This is a genomic window from Bacillus sp. FSL K6-3200, from assembly GCF_038630485.1.
GTDB lineage: Bacteria > Bacillota > Bacilli > Bacillales > Bacillaceae > Bacillus > Bacillus safensis.
This window is the reverse complement of the sequence record NZ_CP152032.1, coordinates 1,865,387-1,883,578: the sequence shown is the minus strand read 5'-3', so window position 1 is coordinate 1,883,578 and position 18,192 is coordinate 1,865,387. Positions and strand designations below refer to the sequence as shown.

Annotated in this window: 20 protein-coding genes; 8 read left to right on the top strand and 12 right to left on the bottom strand. The window is 39.3% G+C overall.

Annotated features, from left to right (window positions below; all coding sequences use genetic code 11):
* Position 1: 1 nt before the first annotated feature.
* Positions 2-1,801, bottom strand: coding sequence for an ABC transporter ATP-binding protein (locus tag MHI60_RS09540; RefSeq protein WP_144471937.1), 1,800 nt, complete (start codon positions 1,799-1,801; stop codon positions 2-4).
* 98 nt (positions 1,802-1,899) lie between these two features.
* On the opposite strand from MHI60_RS09540, the gene MHI60_RS09535 reads away from it, so the two are divergent.
* Positions 1,900-2,418 carry a thiol:disulfide interchange protein gene (locus MHI60_RS09535; RefSeq protein WP_144483772.1) on the top strand — a complete coding sequence of 173 codons (519 nt, stop codon included), beginning with the start codon at positions 1,900-1,902 and terminating at the stop codon, positions 2,416-2,418.
* A gap of 35 nt (positions 2,419-2,453) precedes the next feature.
* On the opposite strand, the gene MHI60_RS09530 is transcribed toward MHI60_RS09535, so the two are convergent.
* Positions 2,454-2,849, bottom strand: coding sequence for a hypothetical protein (locus tag MHI60_RS09530; protein WP_095409760.1), 396 nt, complete (start codon positions 2,847-2,849; stop codon positions 2,454-2,456).
* Positions 2,850-2,882: 33 nt separating this feature from the next.
* Positions 2,883-3,077, bottom strand: coding sequence for a hypothetical protein (locus tag MHI60_RS09525; RefSeq protein ID WP_073978875.1), 195 nt, complete (start codon positions 3,075-3,077; stop codon positions 2,883-2,885).
* Positions 3,078-3,374: 297 nt separating this feature from the next.
* Between MHI60_RS09525 and MHI60_RS09520 the strand changes: the two genes are divergently transcribed.
* From MHI60_RS09520 to rpsN, 4 genes are all read left to right on the top strand, one after another.
* Positions 3,375-3,797 (top strand): DUF5362 family protein, encoded by a 423-nt coding sequence (locus tag MHI60_RS09520; protein WP_095409761.1) that lies wholly within the window; start codon positions 3,375-3,377, stop codon positions 3,795-3,797.
* 142 nt (positions 3,798-3,939) lie between these two features.
* Positions 3,940-4,089, top strand: a complete 150-nt coding sequence (gene rpmG, locus MHI60_RS09515) for a 50S ribosomal protein L33 (RefSeq protein WP_003214771.1) — start codon at positions 3,940-3,942, stop codon at positions 4,087-4,089.
* An 81-nt stretch (positions 4,090-4,170) separates the two neighbouring features.
* Positions 4,171-5,367: a GTP-binding protein gene (locus tag MHI60_RS09510; RefSeq protein WP_095409762.1), complete on the top strand. Its 1,197-nt coding sequence runs from the start codon at positions 4,171-4,173 to the stop codon at positions 5,365-5,367.
* Positions 5,368-5,383: 16 nt separating this feature from the next.
* A complete protein-coding gene (gene rpsN / locus MHI60_RS09505; RefSeq protein WP_095409763.1) occupies positions 5,384-5,653 on the top strand; it encodes a 30S ribosomal protein S14 in 270 nt (89 codons plus the stop codon).
* Between the two features lie 253 nt (positions 5,654-5,906).
* Here rpsN and moaA read toward each other — a convergent pair whose 3' ends face one another.
* Both moaA and fdhD read right to left on the bottom strand, forming a co-directional pair.
* Positions 5,907-6,914: a GTP 3',8-cyclase MoaA gene (moaA, locus tag MHI60_RS09500; protein ID WP_095409765.1), complete on the bottom strand. Its 1,008-nt coding sequence runs from the start codon at positions 6,912-6,914 to the stop codon at positions 5,907-5,909.
* Positions 6,915-6,924: 10 nt separating this feature from the next.
* A complete protein-coding gene (gene fdhD, locus MHI60_RS09495; RefSeq protein ID WP_144471931.1) occupies positions 6,925-7,713 on the bottom strand; it encodes a formate dehydrogenase accessory sulfurtransferase FdhD in 789 nt (262 codons plus the stop codon).
* Positions 7,714-7,847: 134 nt separating this feature from the next.
* On the opposite strand from fdhD, the gene MHI60_RS09490 reads away from it, so the two are divergent.
* A complete protein-coding gene (locus tag MHI60_RS09490) occupies positions 7,848-9,113 on the top strand; it encodes an OFA family MFS transporter (protein WP_144483775.1) in 1,266 nt (421 codons plus the stop codon).
* Between the two features lie 82 nt (positions 9,114-9,195).
* Positions 9,196-11,544 carry an FdhF/YdeP family oxidoreductase gene (locus tag MHI60_RS09485; protein ID WP_263639837.1) on the top strand — a complete coding sequence of 783 codons (2,349 nt, stop codon included), beginning with the start codon at positions 9,196-9,198 and terminating at the stop codon, positions 11,542-11,544.
* Positions 11,545-11,596: 52 nt separating this feature from the next.
* Here the strand turns inward: MHI60_RS09485 and MHI60_RS09480 are convergent, their stop codons facing one another.
* From MHI60_RS09480 to MHI60_RS09455, 6 genes are all read right to left on the bottom strand, one after another.
* Complete coding sequence (locus MHI60_RS09480) at positions 11,597-12,274, bottom strand: VWA domain-containing protein (protein WP_144483781.1); 678 nt, start codon at positions 12,272-12,274, stop codon at positions 11,597-11,599.
* Between the two features lie 83 nt (positions 12,275-12,357).
* Positions 12,358-13,056 (bottom strand): VWA domain-containing protein, encoded by a 699-nt coding sequence (locus MHI60_RS09475; protein ID WP_039182096.1) that lies wholly within the window; start codon positions 13,054-13,056, stop codon positions 12,358-12,360.
* Positions 13,057-13,380: 324 nt separating this feature from the next.
* Complete coding sequence (gene spoIID / locus MHI60_RS09470) at positions 13,381-14,406, bottom strand: stage II sporulation protein D (protein ID WP_144483784.1); 1,026 nt, start codon at positions 14,404-14,406, stop codon at positions 13,381-13,383.
* Positions 14,407-14,662: 256 nt separating this feature from the next.
* Complete coding sequence (gene murA / locus MHI60_RS09465; RefSeq protein ID WP_007497616.1) at positions 14,663-15,970, bottom strand: UDP-N-acetylglucosamine 1-carboxyvinyltransferase; 1,308 nt, start codon at positions 15,968-15,970, stop codon at positions 14,663-14,665.
* A gap of 32 nt (positions 15,971-16,002) precedes the next feature.
* On the bottom strand, positions 16,003-16,737 hold the full coding sequence (locus MHI60_RS09460) for a YwmB family TATA-box binding protein (protein ID WP_095409771.1): 735 nt from the start codon (positions 16,735-16,737) through the stop codon (positions 16,003-16,005).
* 129 nt (positions 16,738-16,866) lie between these two features.
* A complete protein-coding gene (locus MHI60_RS09455) occupies positions 16,867-17,097 on the bottom strand; it encodes a DUF1146 family protein (protein WP_024423724.1) in 231 nt (76 codons plus the stop codon).
* Between the two features lie 170 nt (positions 17,098-17,267).
* Here MHI60_RS09455 and MHI60_RS09450 point away from each other — a divergent pair, with 170 nt between their 5' ends.
* The gene (locus tag MHI60_RS09450) at positions 17,268-17,744 is read left to right on the top strand and encodes a hypothetical protein (RefSeq protein ID WP_024423725.1); all 477 of its coding nucleotides are present in this window, start codon (positions 17,268-17,270) and stop codon (positions 17,742-17,744) included.
* Positions 17,745-17,784: 40 nt separating this feature from the next.
* Here MHI60_RS09450 and MHI60_RS09445 read toward each other — a convergent pair whose 3' ends face one another.
* On the bottom strand, positions 17,785-18,180 hold the full coding sequence (locus MHI60_RS09445) for a F0F1 ATP synthase subunit epsilon (protein WP_003214592.1): 396 nt from the start codon (positions 18,178-18,180) through the stop codon (positions 17,785-17,787).
* Between the last annotated feature and the right edge of the window lie 12 nt (positions 18,181-18,192).

The following is an 18,192-nucleotide window of genomic DNA, read 5'->3' as shown; positions in this document are numbered from 1 at the left end:
CTTACGCCATCTCCTTTTGTTGAAATAATTGAGATTGTGCCTCGTAAAGCCTTTTGTACTCTCCGTTTAACACCATCAGTTCATCATGGTTCCCCTCTTCAACGAAAGCACCATCTTTCATTACGATTATACGGTCTGCTAAACGGGCAGCTCCCATTCGATGTGTGATAAACAAGACACCCTGATCCTGCGTGTGATCGAATAGCTTTCGAATGAGTGAAATTTCCGATAGTGGATCAAGAGCAGATGTCGGTTCATCTAAAATGATAAAATCACTCTCTCTAAAGAAGGTTCTAGCCATCGCGAGCTTTTGCCATTGTCCGCCAGAAAGTTCATGGCCTTCTTCAAAAAAACGGCCAAGCTGTGCATCATACATTTCTTCCATTTGATGAATTCTTTTCTCTATGCCTGCTTGCCGTGCAGCTGAGATCATCCGCTCTTCCTCGTCCATATGATCAATCCGGCCAAACCCGATGTTTTCTTTCACAGTGAACTCGTACTTCATAAAATCTTGAAAAAGAACAGCCATTCTCGCATGGTATGATTTTTTATGAATAGTAAGAATGGACTCACCATTGACTTTTTGCATATTCGGCTGATCTGGATCATATAAACCAGTCAAACATTTAATCAAGGTGGTTTTACCTGATCCGTTATCCCCCACCAATGCAATACGTTCCCCTTTATTGATATGAAAATGTATATGCTCAATGGCAGGTGTTTTCATATTCGGATAAGTAAAAGAGAGATTTTCAAGTGTAATGGACTGAATACACTCGATCTTTCGAAGCGATGCCCCTTCTTCTGTCTGTTCATGAATTTCTTCTTCTCTCTTTTGAAAAGCTCTCATTTCATCAACATAAAGACTTGTTTCATATAAACTAGAACATTCTCTTGTTAAGTCCTGAAAACCACTTTGGATGTTTTGCACCGCTTGCAGCACAGCGACAAATGTCCCGGCAGCTAATTTTTTTTGAAAAATAAGAAAGACAATGAAAAGACCGCAACATACATAGGCAAATGTCATAAGCAATCCACCCGCCATCTCCCAGCGAACTTGCCGTTTAAGCAGTTTATATTTTTCATCTGCACTTTTTACATAATGATCTTTCCATTTCTGAAGAAGGTAATTTCCGATTCCATATAAACGGATTTCCTTCAATGAATCTCTTTGTGCGACAAGATCGGACACATACATTTCTCTTCTGTCATTGGCAGTTAACATACGGTTTAATTGATAACGCGCTCCTCCAAAGAAAAGCTCAATCCACAAGACAGGCAGGGTAAACACGATCAGAATGACCGCCAAGCCCCAATGGATACCGATCATATAGATAAGAAGTGATACAACAGTAATCAATGCGCTCATGATGGTAAAGATGCTTCTAACCATACTCAGAACATGCTGATGACTGTTCATCACACGTTGACTTTCATTGTAAAAAGACGGGTGTTCAAATGTAATAAACGGCAGCCTGATCGCTTTTTGAAGCAATTCACCCTTCAAATGCAGACCAATCAAATTTGTCGCTTTCTGCTGGCTAAGCTGAAGAATGAATTGAAGCCCATATCCTAAAACCACAATGGCCATTTGCAGCCCAAATAACCACAAAACCTTTTGAATGTCTCCTGAAGACGTCATGAATAAAATAATTTCATTAATCAAAGTTTGAATAATCCAGACACTAGCCAAAGGCATAAAACCAACGATCACTTGGATCAACAAGGTTAAAAGAAGATAAGATCGGCTTCTTTTCCAAGTATAGGAGATTGCATATAAACAATGGTTCACTGTACTCATCAAACGCTCCACCTTACACCATTTAGTATAATTGACATATTTTTGATATTTGTATTATGATAGCTTTGCGTAACTTTACTCTGAGAGGACGATATACGATGAATTCAATCTTATTTTTACAGCTCACTCTTATTCTTTGCAGCCTGTTATTAACGATCGGAGTCATCATCTATTTAAAACAACAAATGGAACTGATCATCTTACCGATACAGCATGTTGGACAAAAACTTGTGCATCCGCTGCTTGAAAAACCATCACCTATTCCAGTGAATGATTTACTGCAAACCAACAGCAAGAAGCAGCTGCTTATTTTCACTGATACATCATGTCCGCATTGCATCCCATCACTTGAACAATTCCTAGAAACGAAAAAGCAGCGTAAATTAGACGTTTCATTTAGTATTTTGCTAAAGAATGGGCAAAAAGAGGATCAAGAATTATATCGTGATAATAAAACCAACATGCGAATTATCCCAGTGGACGAGCAAATGATAGACGCATTCCAAATTGAAGAATTTCCGTATTACATCATGATAGAAGAAGATGAAATCATCTCATATGCAGCACCTTTTCCAGATGGTCTTTATTCAAGGATACCGGCAAATAAAGATAAATGAGGCATGTGAAGACTATCAAACACATGCCTCTTTTTTTATTGTGGATCTGATTGAACATCTTGATCTTTTTCCCCTGCAGCAGCTTCACTCGCTTCACCTGAAGCCTGTTCCTCAGCTTGTTCAAACTCACTCCGAGCCTCGTTTGAAATGTCTACTTGGTCACCATGCTGATTCACAGTAACAGACGAAGAAGACGTCTCTTTTTGAGACTCTTTCTCTAGTTCCTTTAATTTAGAAACATGAAGTTCTAAATCTTTTCCTTGCTGAACTAAAGTAAGTTGTTGAAATAATGCCTTTCTCTCTTCTGGAGAATGGTCACCTTGAACAATTTGGGCCGCTTGGGTTAAAAAAGAATTTGATGTTTGACCCGCTTGACGCCTATTTGACGTCTGCATAGCATTTGTTAAGAATGAAATTGAAGATATGCTCATGCGCTCACATCCTATTAAATAAGATCCTTAGATTTAGCAGCCACATCTAACGCGTTCTTGACTAGTACAAATCTCACCTGTATCACGATCCACATAGTAACGGAAAGTTCCAACACCTTGAAGGAAACAAGTAGGTGCTGATTTGCATGAAGTGACTAATTTTTGCAAAATACATCTTGCAGCTGCAGGTTGAACATTGGTCATTTTGTTTAAGAAACGATCTAACATATGAATTCCACCTTCCAATTTTTATGTTAATACAACACAATAATAACCAATTACTAGACAACTAACAACATATTTTGATAAATTTACTAATTATTTTTTACTATCAATCTTATTTATGACATAATTTGTCGATATTTTTTATAGTAAATGTTACTTTTTTCTTATTCGAAAATAATTTATTTATCTGTAAATAATGAAGTGAAGATAGAAACATTTTAATTAAACAACATTCACTCTTCCTAAAGCACTACTTACTCAAGTATGATAAAGAGTGAATACATAAAGGAGTGAACACCATTGCAACAAACTGAGAAAATCATTCAATCTCTTCATTCAATCGTAAAGTGGGGAAAGGTTGGTAGTATCTTTCTCTATATTTCAGGCGGTCTTGCTATTCTTATTGGTTTTTGGCTTGTTCTTCCTGCAGCCCTTGGCGTCTTCCTCATTATGATGGGAGTCCATGTACAAAAATCTGTAAAAGCAGCTGAACAATTGATTCAGGCTCCTGATACTTCTTACGAAGAATTATTAGAACAATATGCTAAGATGATGAAAATGCAGACGCTATTTGCCATTTCAAGTATTGCCGCAGTTATTCTTTCATTCATTGCCATCGTTTTGATTCTTATATTAGGCGGGTTAGCCTTCCTCCAAGAAATTCCTTATGATGTCCAGCAGTATGAAGGTGATTACGAACAAGAACTCGGTGACTTTTATTAATGGAGAGGGGTATCAATGGTCGTTCGATACCCCTTTTGTTTATCATTTGGCTTTGATTATCCTCCTATGCTTGACATTCAGTCTTGATCACTTTAAAATACAAATCGTAACTATTACGAATTAAAGGAGGACCCTATTACGTATGCGCGTTAAAATTACCTTGGCCTGTACTGAAACAGGTGACAGAAACTATATCACAACAAAAAATAAAAGAACGAATCCTGACCGATTGGAGTTAAAAAAATATTCTCCTCGATTAAAGAAATACACCCTTCATAGAGAAACAAAATAAATTTTTAGATCATAAATCGTAATGATTACTTTTTAAGTGAGGCGGAAAACAAAATGATCGTTTTCAAAAGGACAAAAACAAATGAATAAGCTTATACCTGTTACAGTATTAAGCGGCTTTTTAGGAGCAGGAAAAACAACGATATTAAATCATGTACTTCAAAATCGTAAAGGGTTAAAAGTCGCTGTGATCGTCAATGACATGAGCGAAATTAATATTGATGCAGAACTAGTCAAACAAGGCGGCGAGCTTTCTCGATCAGATGAGAAACTAGTTGAATTATCTAACGGCTGTATTTGCTGCACTTTGAGAGAAGACCTGTTAATCGAAGTAGAACGCCTTTGTAAGGCGGGTAATATCGATTATATTGTCATTGAATCAACCGGAATTAGTGAACCAATTCCCGTCGCTCAAACGTTTTCTTATATTGATGAAGAAATGGGCATAGATTTGACCCGCTTTTGCCGGCTAGACACGATGGTCACAGTAGTAGATGCAAATCGTTTCTGGACTGATTTCCAGTCAGGAGAGAGTTTATTAGATCGTAAAGAAGCTGTTTCCGATGACGACGAACGAGAAATTTCAGATTTACTCATTGATCAAATTGAATTTTGTGACGTGCTGATTATCAATAAATGCGATCTAGTCTCACCCTCAGAATTAGATCGGCTTGAGCATGTGCTGAACAAACTGCAACCAGAAGCATCTATCATCAGAACCTCCAAAGGTAAAGTAAATCCAGATGACATTTTGAATACTGGTTTATTCGACTTTGAAAAATCAAGTGCTTCTGCTGGATGGATCAAAGAGATCAACGCAGGACATGCTCAGCATACGCCGGAAACAGAGGAATACCAAATTTCATCCTTTGTTTATGAAAGAAGACTTCCTTTTCATACAGGCAGGCTGAATAATTGGTTGGATCAAATGCCTGAGCAGATCGTTCGGGCGAAAGGTTTTACTTGGCTTGCCACACATCATGATTTAACCATTTTAATTTCACAAGCTGGAAAATCTGTTGCGATTGAACCAATTGCATACTGGATTGCTGCTTTGCCTGAGCAAGAAAAAGCACGGATATTAAATCAGGAACCAGAGCTTCTTGATGAGTGGGACGCAGAGTTTGGTGATCGCCATACAAAACTTGTGTTTATCGGTGTGGATTTGCCTAAAGCAGATATCATTCGCACACTTGATCAATGCTTGCTCACACCTGAAGAATTTGATCAAGATTGGACTACGTTTGAAGACCCCTTTCAATGGAAAATACAAAATTAGGCCAGGAGGGTTTTAATTGGCAAAGAAATCTAAGATTGCTAAAGAAAAAAAACGACAGCAGCTTGTATTGAAATATGCAGAATTAAGGAAAGAGTTAAAAGAAAAAGGGGACTATGAAGCTTTACGGAAATTACCTAGAGACTCTTCCCCTTCCCGCTTAAAAAACCGCTGTGAATTAACAGGCCGTCCCAGAGGTTATTTACGAAAATTTAAAATGTCTAGGATTGCTTTTCGTGAGCTTGCCTATAAGGGTCATATCCCCGGAGTGAAAAAATCGAGCTGGTAAAGAATGATTTGATCTTATCACAGCACTCGTAAAAGTAAAGCAGCACACAATGATGAAAAATCTATTTTCCAATCTTATCTCAATCTTTTCGAGGTGCAAAATAGCAAATTAAAAACCAGCAGAGATTCTGCTGGTTTTTTATAATCACTGAGTTCATAAGATAAAATGACCTGTTTCAAAAAAGAATTTTCAGCAACAATTATGACATTTTCTCTTCTTTTCAAAAATACATGATCATGATACTTTGTTGTCATTAACCACCGATGTATGACATCTCAACCTTTTTCTGATCTTTTTTCTGCTCTCTCTCAGCTGAATATTGGTCATGTCTATTCGACCATAATTCCTTTAACCTATTCGTTAATTCTTCATTATTTTTTGTCGTACGAATCATCTGTTTCAGATCAAAACCCGATGATGCAAACAGACATGTAAACAATTCCCCGCGTGCAGACAGCCTTGCTCTGTTACATGTTCCACAAAAAGCATCTGAAACGGAAGAAATAATGCCTATCTCTCCTGAACCATCTTTATAAAAAAATCGGTTGGCTACTTCACCTGTATATTGAGGAGGTTCTGGTTTGATAGGATATGTTGAATCAATTAATTCAATTATTTCTTTCTTTGTCATGACATGTTCTAGATTCCATTTATTCGTATTACCGACATCCATAAATTCAATAAATCTGAGAACGTGTCCTTCTTTTTTAAAGTAAGCTGCCATTGGTAAGACATCCTGATCATTCACACCTTTTTGAACAACCATATTAATCTTGATAGCAAGTCCAGCCTTTTTTGCAGCCTCAATGCCATCAAACACTTTTTGGATAGAAATATGCCTACCATTCATTTGCTTAAAACGGTCGGGATTTAATGAATCCAAACTAATGGTAACTCTATTAAGACCTGCTTTCTTTAACTGATCAGCATATAAAGGTAAAAGCGTTCCATTGGTTGTCATCGCAATGTCTTCAATCCCTGGAATTTTTGCGAGCTTTTCTATTAAGACAGGCAGATCCTTCCGCATTAAAGGTTCCCCGCCCGTAATGCGTATTTTTACCACACCTAGGTTCTTTGCAAAAAGGGTAGCAAGTCGTTCAATTTCTTCGAAACTAAGGAGTTCTTCTTTTTTCAAGAAAGGATAATCTGGTCCAAAAATTTCAGCAGGCATACAGTACGTACATCTAAAGTTACAGCGATCAGTTACTGATATTCTTAAATCGCGCAATGGTCGATGTCTTTTATCCAAAATACTGACCATACTTTGCCTCCTATTCTGTAATACGCTGAGGATGAGTGTAAATATTAAAGGACTTTCCTCTCACGAACCCAACTGTCGTAATATTTAATTCTTCTGCCATTTTAAGTGCTAGCTCAGTAGGTGCTGATTTTGAAATGACAATAGATACTCCTAGTTTTGCTGCCTTCAATAGAACTTCCGACGATATCCGGCCGCTAAACACAAGAATTTTATCTCTAAGTGGGATTCGCTGAAGTAAACAATATCCATAAATTTTATCTAAAGCATTATGTCTTCCTATATCAGTTCTAGTGATAAACAGCTTTTCCGTATCACACAGTCCAGCATTATGCACTCCACCAGTATGTTGAAATAATTGGCTTTCTTCTTGCAAACACTTCATGAGATGCATACAGGTTGCAGCAGAAACACTGATTCGATCAATGGCTGTTTTTGCCGTCTTTACATCTTGTAGAAAATAAAAGTGTCTTCCTTTCCCGCAGCATGAACCAATCACTCGCTTTGTAAAATCTGATGTATGAAATCCACTTGAGTGAACTAAATCAACATAGGCAAAGCCCATACTTTCATCTATTGTAAACCTTTTAATCTCATTTTCAAATCGAATGACCCCTTCTGAAGCCAAAAAGCCGATAACCAATTCTTTCAGATGTTCTGGTGAACAAACAAGTGTCACAAATTCTTCTCCATTCACCAACACAGTTAAAGGAAATTCTTCTACAATTTCATCAGTTTTGCAGGTAAATTGACCTTCACGGTATTGGTGTATGACTCGTTTCGTTTTAACAGAAGGATTCATTGTATGATCTTCCTTTCAACGCAAATTTAGTTATATGATCCAATGAAATTGTGATATTATTTTAAAAAGTCATAAAAATGTAACATATTTCTATCTTATCAAACTTCTTGATTGCTTTATATGGGGGGAACAAAATGAACAAATCGAAAAATCGCTGGCTCATCGCAGCAAGTGCTGTAGGAATTCATTTATCTATTGGGTCTGTTTATGCTTGGAGTGTTTTTACGAATCCTTTACATGAAGCCTTTCAGTGGTCATTAACAGAAATAAGTCTGACCTTCAGTATTGCTATTTTATTTTTAGGTTTATCTGCTGCTTTCATGGGACATTTCGTTGAAAGATATGGTCCAAGAGCATCCGGGCTCTTCTCAGCTATTTTCTTCGGCATCGGAATGACTGGGTCAGGATTCGCTGTCCACATGTCCTCACTGCCTCTCCTCTATTTATTTTATGGTGTTCTCACTGGAATAGGTTTAGGCGTAGGCTATATTGCACCTGTATCAACATTAGTTAAATGGTTTCCAGATCGCAGAGGACTTGCAACAGGTTTAGCTATTATGGGATTTGGGTTTGCTTCTCTTATTTGCAGCCCAATTATTCAATTTCTCATTGAAAAAGTAAATATCGCAAATACTTTTTATATTCTTGGAATCTCCTATTTTATCATCATGGTGATCTCATCTCTTTATTTATCTCCACCAACACCTGATGACGTCAAACAATTTGAAGTATTCAACACAAAGCAAAGAAAAATCCCTCAAGATTTATCACAGCTTACAGCAAATGAAGCGATCAAAACAAGACGTTTTTATTATTTGTGGCTTATGCTTTTTATTAATATCACATGCGGAATTGCTATTATTTCAGTAGCGTCACCTCTTGCTCAAGAAAGTGTTGGGTTCACTGCAGGTGCTGCAGCTACTCTTGTTGGCATTTTAGGTGCTTTTAATGGTTTAGGACGGATTGGCTGGGCATCGTTCTCAGATTATATAGGAAGGCCGAATACGTATACGATTTTTTTCAGTATACAGCTCATTGCATTTCCTTTACTTCCCTATTTAAAAGAACCGCTCATCTTTTCAATCGTCATGGCGATCATTTATACGTGCTATGGAGGAGGATTTGCTTCAATTCCAGCCTATATTGGGGATTTGTTTGGTACAAAGCAGCTTGGTGCCATACACGGTTATATTTTGACTGCTTGGGCCGCTGCTGGTTTAGCAGGACCACTATTTTCATCCTTCATCCGAGATATAACAGGTAATTACACACAAAGTCTTATGGTGTTTTCTGGCTTATTTTTCATCGCTTTTATCATATCACTTCTTATTCGGAAGGATATTCAGCAGCTGAGAGAAAAAAACCTACCAGCTTCTCCCTCTGTCTCAGCCCGACCTTAATTTGAATTTGACAGAATCACAATCTAAAGGTAATTTTTAGATATGAAAACGCTTTACAAAGTAATAGGAGGGTGATGATCTCATGGGGAAAACAAAACATAAGGGGCCTGTTAAACTCAATAAAAAACCCTCACCAAAGCTATGGGCCTCTTTTGCACCAATGGGGCTTGGCAAAGTAAAACCAAAACACATTCGAGATACGATGAAAGTGGCATGGGAGAACAAAGATAACCTTCCCTACGCGTACCGTATTTTAACGCAGGGCGTTTGTGACGGCTGTGCCCTTGGTGTCTCAGGACTGTATGATCAAACGCTCGCAGGACCTCATATATGCACCACAAGACTAAATGTGCTTCGTCTTAACACAATGCCAGCTATTGATCCAAAATGGTTTAAAGATATTCATCAGCTAAAGCAAATGGACAGCACCTCTCTTCGCAAGCTTGGGCGAATTCCTTATCCATTGATCCGAAAAAAGGGGGACAATGCCTTTACACGTATTTCTTGGGATGATGCATTAGATCAAATTGCAGCTAAAATCCAATCAATTGATAAACGGCAGCTTGCTTTCTATTTAACCGCCAGAGGAATTACAAATGAAGTTTATTATACCGCTGCAAAGGCAGCTCGATTTATGGGGACAAATCATATTGATAATGCTTCTCGCATTTGCCATTCACCGAGTAAAACCGCTCTTAAACGGTCCCTTGGCATCGGTGCCTCAAGCTGTAATTACAGTGATTGGATTGGAACGGATGTATTAATTTTTTGGGGATCTGTCGCAGCAAACAATCAGCCTGTCTCCACTAAATATATGTACGCTGCTAAAAAGAAAGGGACAAAAATTATCGTCATCAATCCGTATAAAGAGCCAGCCATGGAAAAATACTGGGTTCCTTCTATTCCAGAAAGTGCTTTATTCGGCACAAAAATCGCAGATGATTTTTACCAAGTCAATATAGGCGGCGATATTGCGTTTATGAATGGCGTCATCAAGCATTGGTTTGACATGGAGCAGCATGCTCCCCATTCGGCTCTTGATCACGAATTTATTCAAAACCACACAACAGGCATACAGGATTTAAAGCAGCATGTCGCACAGTTGAAGTGGGAAGACCTAGAAGCATCATCAGGTTTATCAAAAGAAAGAATGAAGGAATTTGCGATACTCCTGGCCAATGCTAATTCAGGCGTTTTTATTTGGAGTATGGGCCTTACACAGCACCGCTTTGCAACTGATAATATATCACAGGTTGCCAACCTTGCCATGCTGCGAGGATTCATTGGCAGAAAACATTGTGGTGTCATGCCAATCCGTGGGCATAGCGGCGTCCAAGGTTCCGGTGAGATGGGTGCTGATCCATTCGTTTTACCGGGTAGTGATTTTGATGAAGAGAATATTGAAAGAATTGAACATATATGGGGTTTTGATATTCCTAAATGGCATGGTGACACCATTGGGCAATCCTTTGAGAAGATGGCTCTCCCAAAAGACCATCCACAAAAACTCAAAATGCTGTTTACGAGTGGCGGAAACTTTTTAGAAACGATGCCAAATCCAGAAGCGATCGAAAAAGCATTATCTGAACTTGAACTCCGTGTCCACCAAGATATCATTTTGAATACATCTACGCTGGTAGAAGCTGAAGAAGCGGTGATTGTTCTGCCTGCTATGACAAGGTATGAACAACCAGGCGGCGGCACATCAACCAGTACGGAACGCATGGTATATTTCAGTCCAGAAATTGAAGGACCTCGTATTGAGGAAGCAAGAGCAGAATGGGATATTTATATTGATCTTGCGAAAAGAGTCCGGCCAGAAGATGCCGAGCTAATTCATTTTGAAACAGCTGAAGACATTCGTCGTGAGATTGCGATCGCCAATCGAAACTATGATGGCATCCAGCATTTACGTCATAAAGGAGACTTATTTCAATGGGGAGGCGCTTGGCTATGTGAAGATGGAGTGTGTCCAACACCAGACGGCAAGGGACATCTTCTGCCTGCCCAGCTGCCTCAATACCGAAAAACCGAGGGGCATTTCAATATCACGACAAGAAGAGGAAAGCAATTCAACTCTATGATCTATAGTGAAAAGGATGCCTTTAATGGTGGAAAACGTCATTCTATCCTAATGAATGAAGAAGATGCAAAAGAGCTTTACGTCCAAGAAGGTGATCCAGTTGTTCTCTTTAATCAATATGGGTCCTATCAAGGAGTGGCTCAATTCGGAGAGTTGAGACGTGGCAATATCGCTGTTTATTGGCCTGAAGGAAACGTTTTAATTCCTAAAGGTGTGTATGAGAGCTACTCACAGATTCCCGAATATAATACGGCTGCCATATTAGAAAAAGCTGAAACCTTCCATGCAAGAAAGGATCAGCATTACGTGGAGAAACGAATTGATGAATTAGAAACGACTTTGAATTGATCGTCAACTTAAAAAACAGCTGGGGTGTTTCCCCCAGCTGCTATTTCATTCTCTACCGACCAAAAGCGCTCGCTTCTTGTTGAAGAATGCGGTTCAATTCTTCAGCATTTGCAGCCGGTTGATATTGTCCTCCACCCGCTTTTGCAACAGATTTTAGACTTTTTGCTTCTTTTTCATTCACGTCAAAGCCAATGATATTGACGATTGTATCAATTCCGTCTTCATGTAATTCCTTTGCTGCTTGTGAAGGGCTTCCACCACAAGTTTCTTCACCATCACTGACCACATAAACAATATTTTTCCCTTCAGCCTGGTGATCTTCAAAATCTTGTTTCGTATCAGTTAATGCTTTTGCAAGTGGTGTCCAGCCAGTTGGCTTATACACATTTAGTGCTTGCTGAAATGTTGATGGCTCATATGAACCAAATCCGTAAACGGCTTCAGAACTTGAACAAGAAATGGCTTTCCCTGCATTTTTATTGGTTCCTTCATGACCAAAAACGCGAAGCAGAACTTGTGTATCTTCTGATAAAATGCTCGCAAAGCTTTGAATAGATCGTTTGGCAATATTGATTTTCTTTTCACCTTCAACTGATTGTGCCATGCTGCCGCTTAAATCGAGTAATATCACCACATGAGCAGGCGGCTCTTGTTTTGTTACAGCATGAGCTGGTGAAGAAAGAAGCAGGACAAGACTAGCCAAAATGGTTAATATGATATTTCTTTTCATCAATAAAAACCTCCATTTTTTACTTTTGTACAGAAAAAGAGAAACGAAAGCATGAATCAATCGTTTCCCTTTTGTTCAGCAAGTTATTCGTGTAGTTTTAATGATTCTGCTGATAAGATAGAACCCATTTCTTTACCAGTGCTTGCTTGGTAGTAATGGCCTTTACCAGCTTTGGCTACTTGCTTCAATTGACCTTCATAGCCATCGTTAAAGTCTAACCCGATCACATTTACAACAGTTGATCCTTTTGAGTTATGCAATTCTTTTGCAACTTTTACTGGATCTCCGCCACAAGTTTCTTCACCATCAGTGATTAAGTACACAATATGCTTTGTTCCTTCAGTAAGCTGCTCATCCGCTTGCTTTGCATTTTCAAGTGCACGTGCAATCGGTGTCCAGCCATTTGGCCCAAGTCCGTTTAAAGAGTTTTCGAAGCTGTCTTTTTCATAAGGCTGTACGCCATAAACACCTCTAATGACTTCACATGATTGAGCTTTACCTGAATTTTTGTTGTTTCCTTCAGAACCAAACAAGCTCATACGAATTTTAGCGTCTTTTGGAAGTGACTGAGCAAATTTAAATACCTCTTGTTTGGCGAGATCAAATTTGCGCTCTCCCTCAACTTTTCTTGCCATGCTTCCACTTGCATCAAGCAAGATTGTGACTCTTACATCTTTATTATGTTTTTTGACTGTAGATGCTTCTGCAAATACTGGTGAAGAGATTGACATAGATAATGTCAATACAGCTAAGGTTACGAGTGAGAATACTTTTTTCAACATAATTTTCCTTCCTCCTTATGTATTTAATTGAAGCATCTTAATCGTAAAATATTCTGTCTTGGAATGGTATAGGACTCGGTCCCTTTTTCTCTTTCATCAAAATCACTAAAATTCTGTCAGATGTCTAGATATTTTCACCTAACGTGCCAATTATCCTCTCGATTTCTCCTCCTTTTGAGGGGCTTTGTATCGGCCATCAGTTCTTATCGGGACGTAAATGTTTAAGTTTTCCTTCGGTGCGTCTTAAGTCGCAATTTGTCACATTCTGTTCAAACCTCTTTGAACACAAAAAAAATACCTCATTTCTGAGGCACCTTTGCTTTATTATTTTTTAGCCATATACGTGTTGAGAAAACGATCGGCCGATTCGATTTGAATTCCTTTATAATAATGTTTCACGATAGCATCTACTTTCTTGCCTGCCTGCGCCATATAATGCGCACCATATTGACTCATGCCTACACCATGACCATATCCTTTTGTTGTAATCACAATCTGCTGGCCTTGGCGTTCCCATGTGAAATCCGCTGAATGAAGGCCTAGTGATTCCCGAATGTCTCGGCCTGACAGCGTTTTACCATTGATCACGGCTTTCGCTACCTGGTTTCCTGGTGTCCGTTCTACAATCTGTCCGACCTGAGACTGCTGAGTGAGTGTCACACCTAATTTTTGTTGAAATTCACTCACCGAGATGGTTTTCTTGTTTTGAAATTTTGGCGATTTTTCGTCCCATTTACTTGAGACACTTTTCAAATAGGGGATTTCGTTTTTCCAATAGGCTTCGGCGTTTTCCGTTTTTCCGTTACTTGTTGAAAAGAATGAAGCATCAATTGGTTTCTCGTCATAAGTCAGCACTTTTCCTTGTGTGCTGGCGACCGCTTCCGTGACCTTTTTTAATTTCCAATTGTACGCTTTCCCCCAAATTTTCTTGAGTTCCTGTTTGTTTTTGTAAACTTGGAACATTTGGGTATCATCTACAAGAGAGCCCTTAGGTGATTTGACAGTCTTATCACTGATCATTTGTCTGACGATATACGTTCTTGCTGCGAGCGCCTGTGCCTTGAGTGCTTCCATTTCAAAATCAGCTGGCATTTCAGATGCTACGACACCGATCACATACTCTTCTAAGGGGATGTTTTCTACCTGCTGATGAGCTGAGCGATAGACGGGGATAGCGACGGGTGATTGCTTCAATTTGACTGAACTCTTCACTTCTTTTTTAACTGATGGTTCTGCTGCTACGTGCTGGCTGGCCGCCGGCTTCCCTTGGAACGTCGGCAACACAAGTAATGTTGGAATCATTAAAATGATGATGCATATTCCTGCGATTGTCCATATCATTGGTTTCATATTTGGCTGCCCCCATTTGTCATTGAATCTCTTTTATACTATGGGCAGGGACAAGCTAATATGACAGCTTCTTTCATTTAGTGGACAAGTCTTTTATGAAGGTATGGAGCTTGTTCTTCGATGGATTTTACTGTTCGTCTGTATGAATAAAATTTAAGATGGTTGGATACACTAATGATAAGCTTCGTGAAATGAAGCATTCTATGATTCTAAAAAAAATCAGCATGCCCAATGGACACACTGATTTCTTTCATGATTAAGCGTTCAGATCTGATACAACTTGTTCTTGTGTCACATCTGCTGATTCATCGTTGACTCTTTCAATATCTGCACCGATTGCTGCAAGCTTTTGGTGGAAGTTCACATAACCACGGTCAATATGCTTCAACTCAGTGACGCGTGTGTGACCTTCTGCCACTAATCCAGCAAGTACAAGTGCTGCTCCTGCTCTTAAATCAGTCGCTGCCACTTCAGCACCTTGAAGTTGAACCGGCCCATTGATAATGACAGAGCGACCCTCAATTTTAATATCGCCATTCATGCGGCGGAATTCTTCAGCATGCATAAAGCGGTTTTCAAACACCGTTTCTGTGATCATGCTTGTTCCGTTCGCACGAAGCAATAGCGCCATCATCTGAGATTGCATATCCGTTGGGAACCCAGGATGCGGCATTGTTTTTAGATCGATTGGCTTGAGCTCAGATGGTCCAATGACTCTTAAACCTTCTTCTTCTTCAATGATCTGAATACCCATTTCTTCCATTTTTGCGACAAGTGATGTCATGTGCTCTGGCACTGCGCCTTTTACAAGAACATTTCCTTCTGTAATGGCTGCTGCCACCATAAAAGTACCTGCTTCAATTCTATCAGGGATGATGTTGTGTTTTGCACCGTGAAGTGTTTCCACACCTTCAATTTTGATTGTACCAGTACCAGCACCGCGAACCTTACCGCCCATGGCATTGATGTAGTTTGCTAAATCAACAATTTCAGGTTCTTTTGCTACGTTTTCTAAAATTGTTGTGCCTTCAGCTAATGCTGCTGCCATGATGATGTTTTCAGTTGCCCCTACACTTGGGAAATCCAAATAGATTTTTGCACCTTTTAAACGGCCATTTACTTCAGCCTCGATGAAACCATTACCTACTTGAATTTTAGCTCCCATTGCTTCAAAGCCTTTTAAATGCTGATCAATTGGTCTTGAACCAATCGCACAGCCTCCAGGTAATGCAACTCTTGCATGACCTGTTCTTGCTAAAAGTGGTCCCATGACAAGCACGGATGCTCGCATTTTACGGACATACTCAAACGGAGCCTCAGTTTCTAGTGCATGAGATGCATCAACTGATACTTCGTTATTTTCAAAATGTACTTCTGCTCCTAAATGACGTAACACTTCATTGATTGTATATACATCGGAGAGCGTAGGTACATCACAAATTACGCTTTTTTCTGTACTTGCTAACAAAGATGCAGCGATAACTGGTAAAACGGCATTTTTTGCGCCTTCTACTTTAACTGTGCCGTTTAACTTTTGACCGCCGCGGACGATGATTTTTTCCAAGGTCTTCCCCTCCGCGTCCCAAATTCTCTATATTAATATTCAGTCGTTACGATTGGTGTGCCAACCGTAATCGTATGATTTTCGTTCATTTCCGAACTTCTGATGGCAATTTGAACATTCATTTTATCATTTGAAGTCATAATGAACTGTTCCCACTTATCTGTGTAAGCGGAAAGCGACACAAAATTAGACTCAACGAGATACTCAACTGGTTTTGCTTGAAATTCATTTGCTAACGTTTCAGCTTTTTTTTGCAAAACAACATCCATCATACCATTTACATGACCATCGAGACAAGTAAAAATTACAATTTTCTCTTGTAATATGCTTTTTGCATGACGTACGAACTGATCATATGTATGCTCCCAGGTATTCAGTGGGCGAGCACCTTTTTGCTCATATAATAAATACGACTTTTGATTGGATTTTGTGTCGGTCTTCACGAGTAAAATTTTCGATTCTGTATCATTTTTTTCATCTTTGTAAATTCCTGTGACTTTGGTGACATGTTTCTCTTTTTTTTCGGTCCACTCATATTGTCGTAGTTCGTCTTTCAAACGTTTCACTTTTTTTGAAAATTGTTCGGATGAAATATCTACATTTGTTTTGGCATGAAGGGTCCACCCATCGACTTCAATTTGCTGGTTTTTCAGACCTTCTGCTATTTGAGCGAGCGGAGAAGATTCTTCCGCACGAACTCCTTGAATCATCAGAACAAAAAAAAGAATAAACGCAAATAATGGCCAACCTTTCAAATACTTTCTCACTTGTCATTCCCCCTTGCTACAAGTGTTGCCGCAAGGAGGTCAATGCATACGTGGAAAAGTCAACAAAAGGCGAGCCTTTTGACCCTTCCTTTTACGTTCCCGCAGAAGGCCCTGACCAAACCTTTTATGTTAGAACATATAAGGAATTTGTCTAGAGAAGTTTAAGTAATCAAGGAAGAAATTGCTGACCGCAGATGCGATGGCAATGGTAATGAGCATCATCAGCAGCCTTGCTTGAACAATTTTCCCTTTTTTAATGAGTGGATCAATATTTACAGCAAGCAGTGCCCACCATGTAACCGCGATAAAAAATAGGTGGATCACAATGCCCACGATTGCTTGTTGTCCTACGTCTTCCATACAGTTGAATCCTCCTTTTATTTATTTCTGTAAAGGAAAACTCCCTTTCATTATATCCTCGAAAATCGGAAAGATGAATCATTTGGAAAAAAGAGCTACATTTAGTGTGAATCCCCTCTTATCCTGATGCTAAGGAGATGATATACTGCGTGTGGAAGGAGCTGAACACATTGAAAGATTCTTTTCCTGACTTTGTTGATTTGTACGGAGAACTGGTTCCCTCATTTGATCATGAATGGGAGGCCATTGCTTTCTACTTTGATTATAGACAGACACAGCTAGAAGAATTAGCACAATTGTGTCATTTTCATAACATTTCTTTGGATCACTCTGAGGAAAGCCTGTATCAGTTAGAATCACTATACTTCGATGCATTGACTAAGCAGCTGTTCGCTGAGTGGAAAATGCCAATAGATGCATTAGAAGCGATGATGAGTGTGTATTTAGGAGAGGTTGTCATTCGTCATCATTCAGATGCTGACTGGGTGGTGCGGCCTTATATGGACTCTCCGCACAAATATACGCTTGGTTTACGCAGAAACAATAAAACCTGGCATTGCAGTACGCAATTTTGCGAGAACTTATATCTAGAAAAGCAAGCATCTCATCCTTATGTGTCGATGTATCAATCTCTCATGTCATCCTAAAAAAACCTTCTTATCATTGTGATAAGAAGGTTTTTCTGTTTTATTTCCCTGCTACATTTAAACGGTTTAACGCCCGTTTTAATGCGAGTTCCGCCCGGCGTACATCACTTTCATTCGGGTGGTTCAAATGCTCTTCAGCACGCTGTTTCGCTGATTTAGCACGATCGACATCAACTTTATCTGATGTTTCAGCGGCCTGAGCAAGAATCGTTACTTGTTCAGGGCGGACTTCAACAAATCCGCCACTTACTGCAACCAATTCAGTTGATCCACTATGTTTTAAGCGAACTGCACCGATTTTTAGCGGAGCAACCATTGGAACGTGGCCAGCTAAAATACCAAGCTCACCGCTTTCTGCTCTTACACTGACCATTTCCACATCCGCTTGATACACTGGGCCGTCGGGAGTAACGATATTGACTTGAACGGTCTTCATGCTTTTACCCTC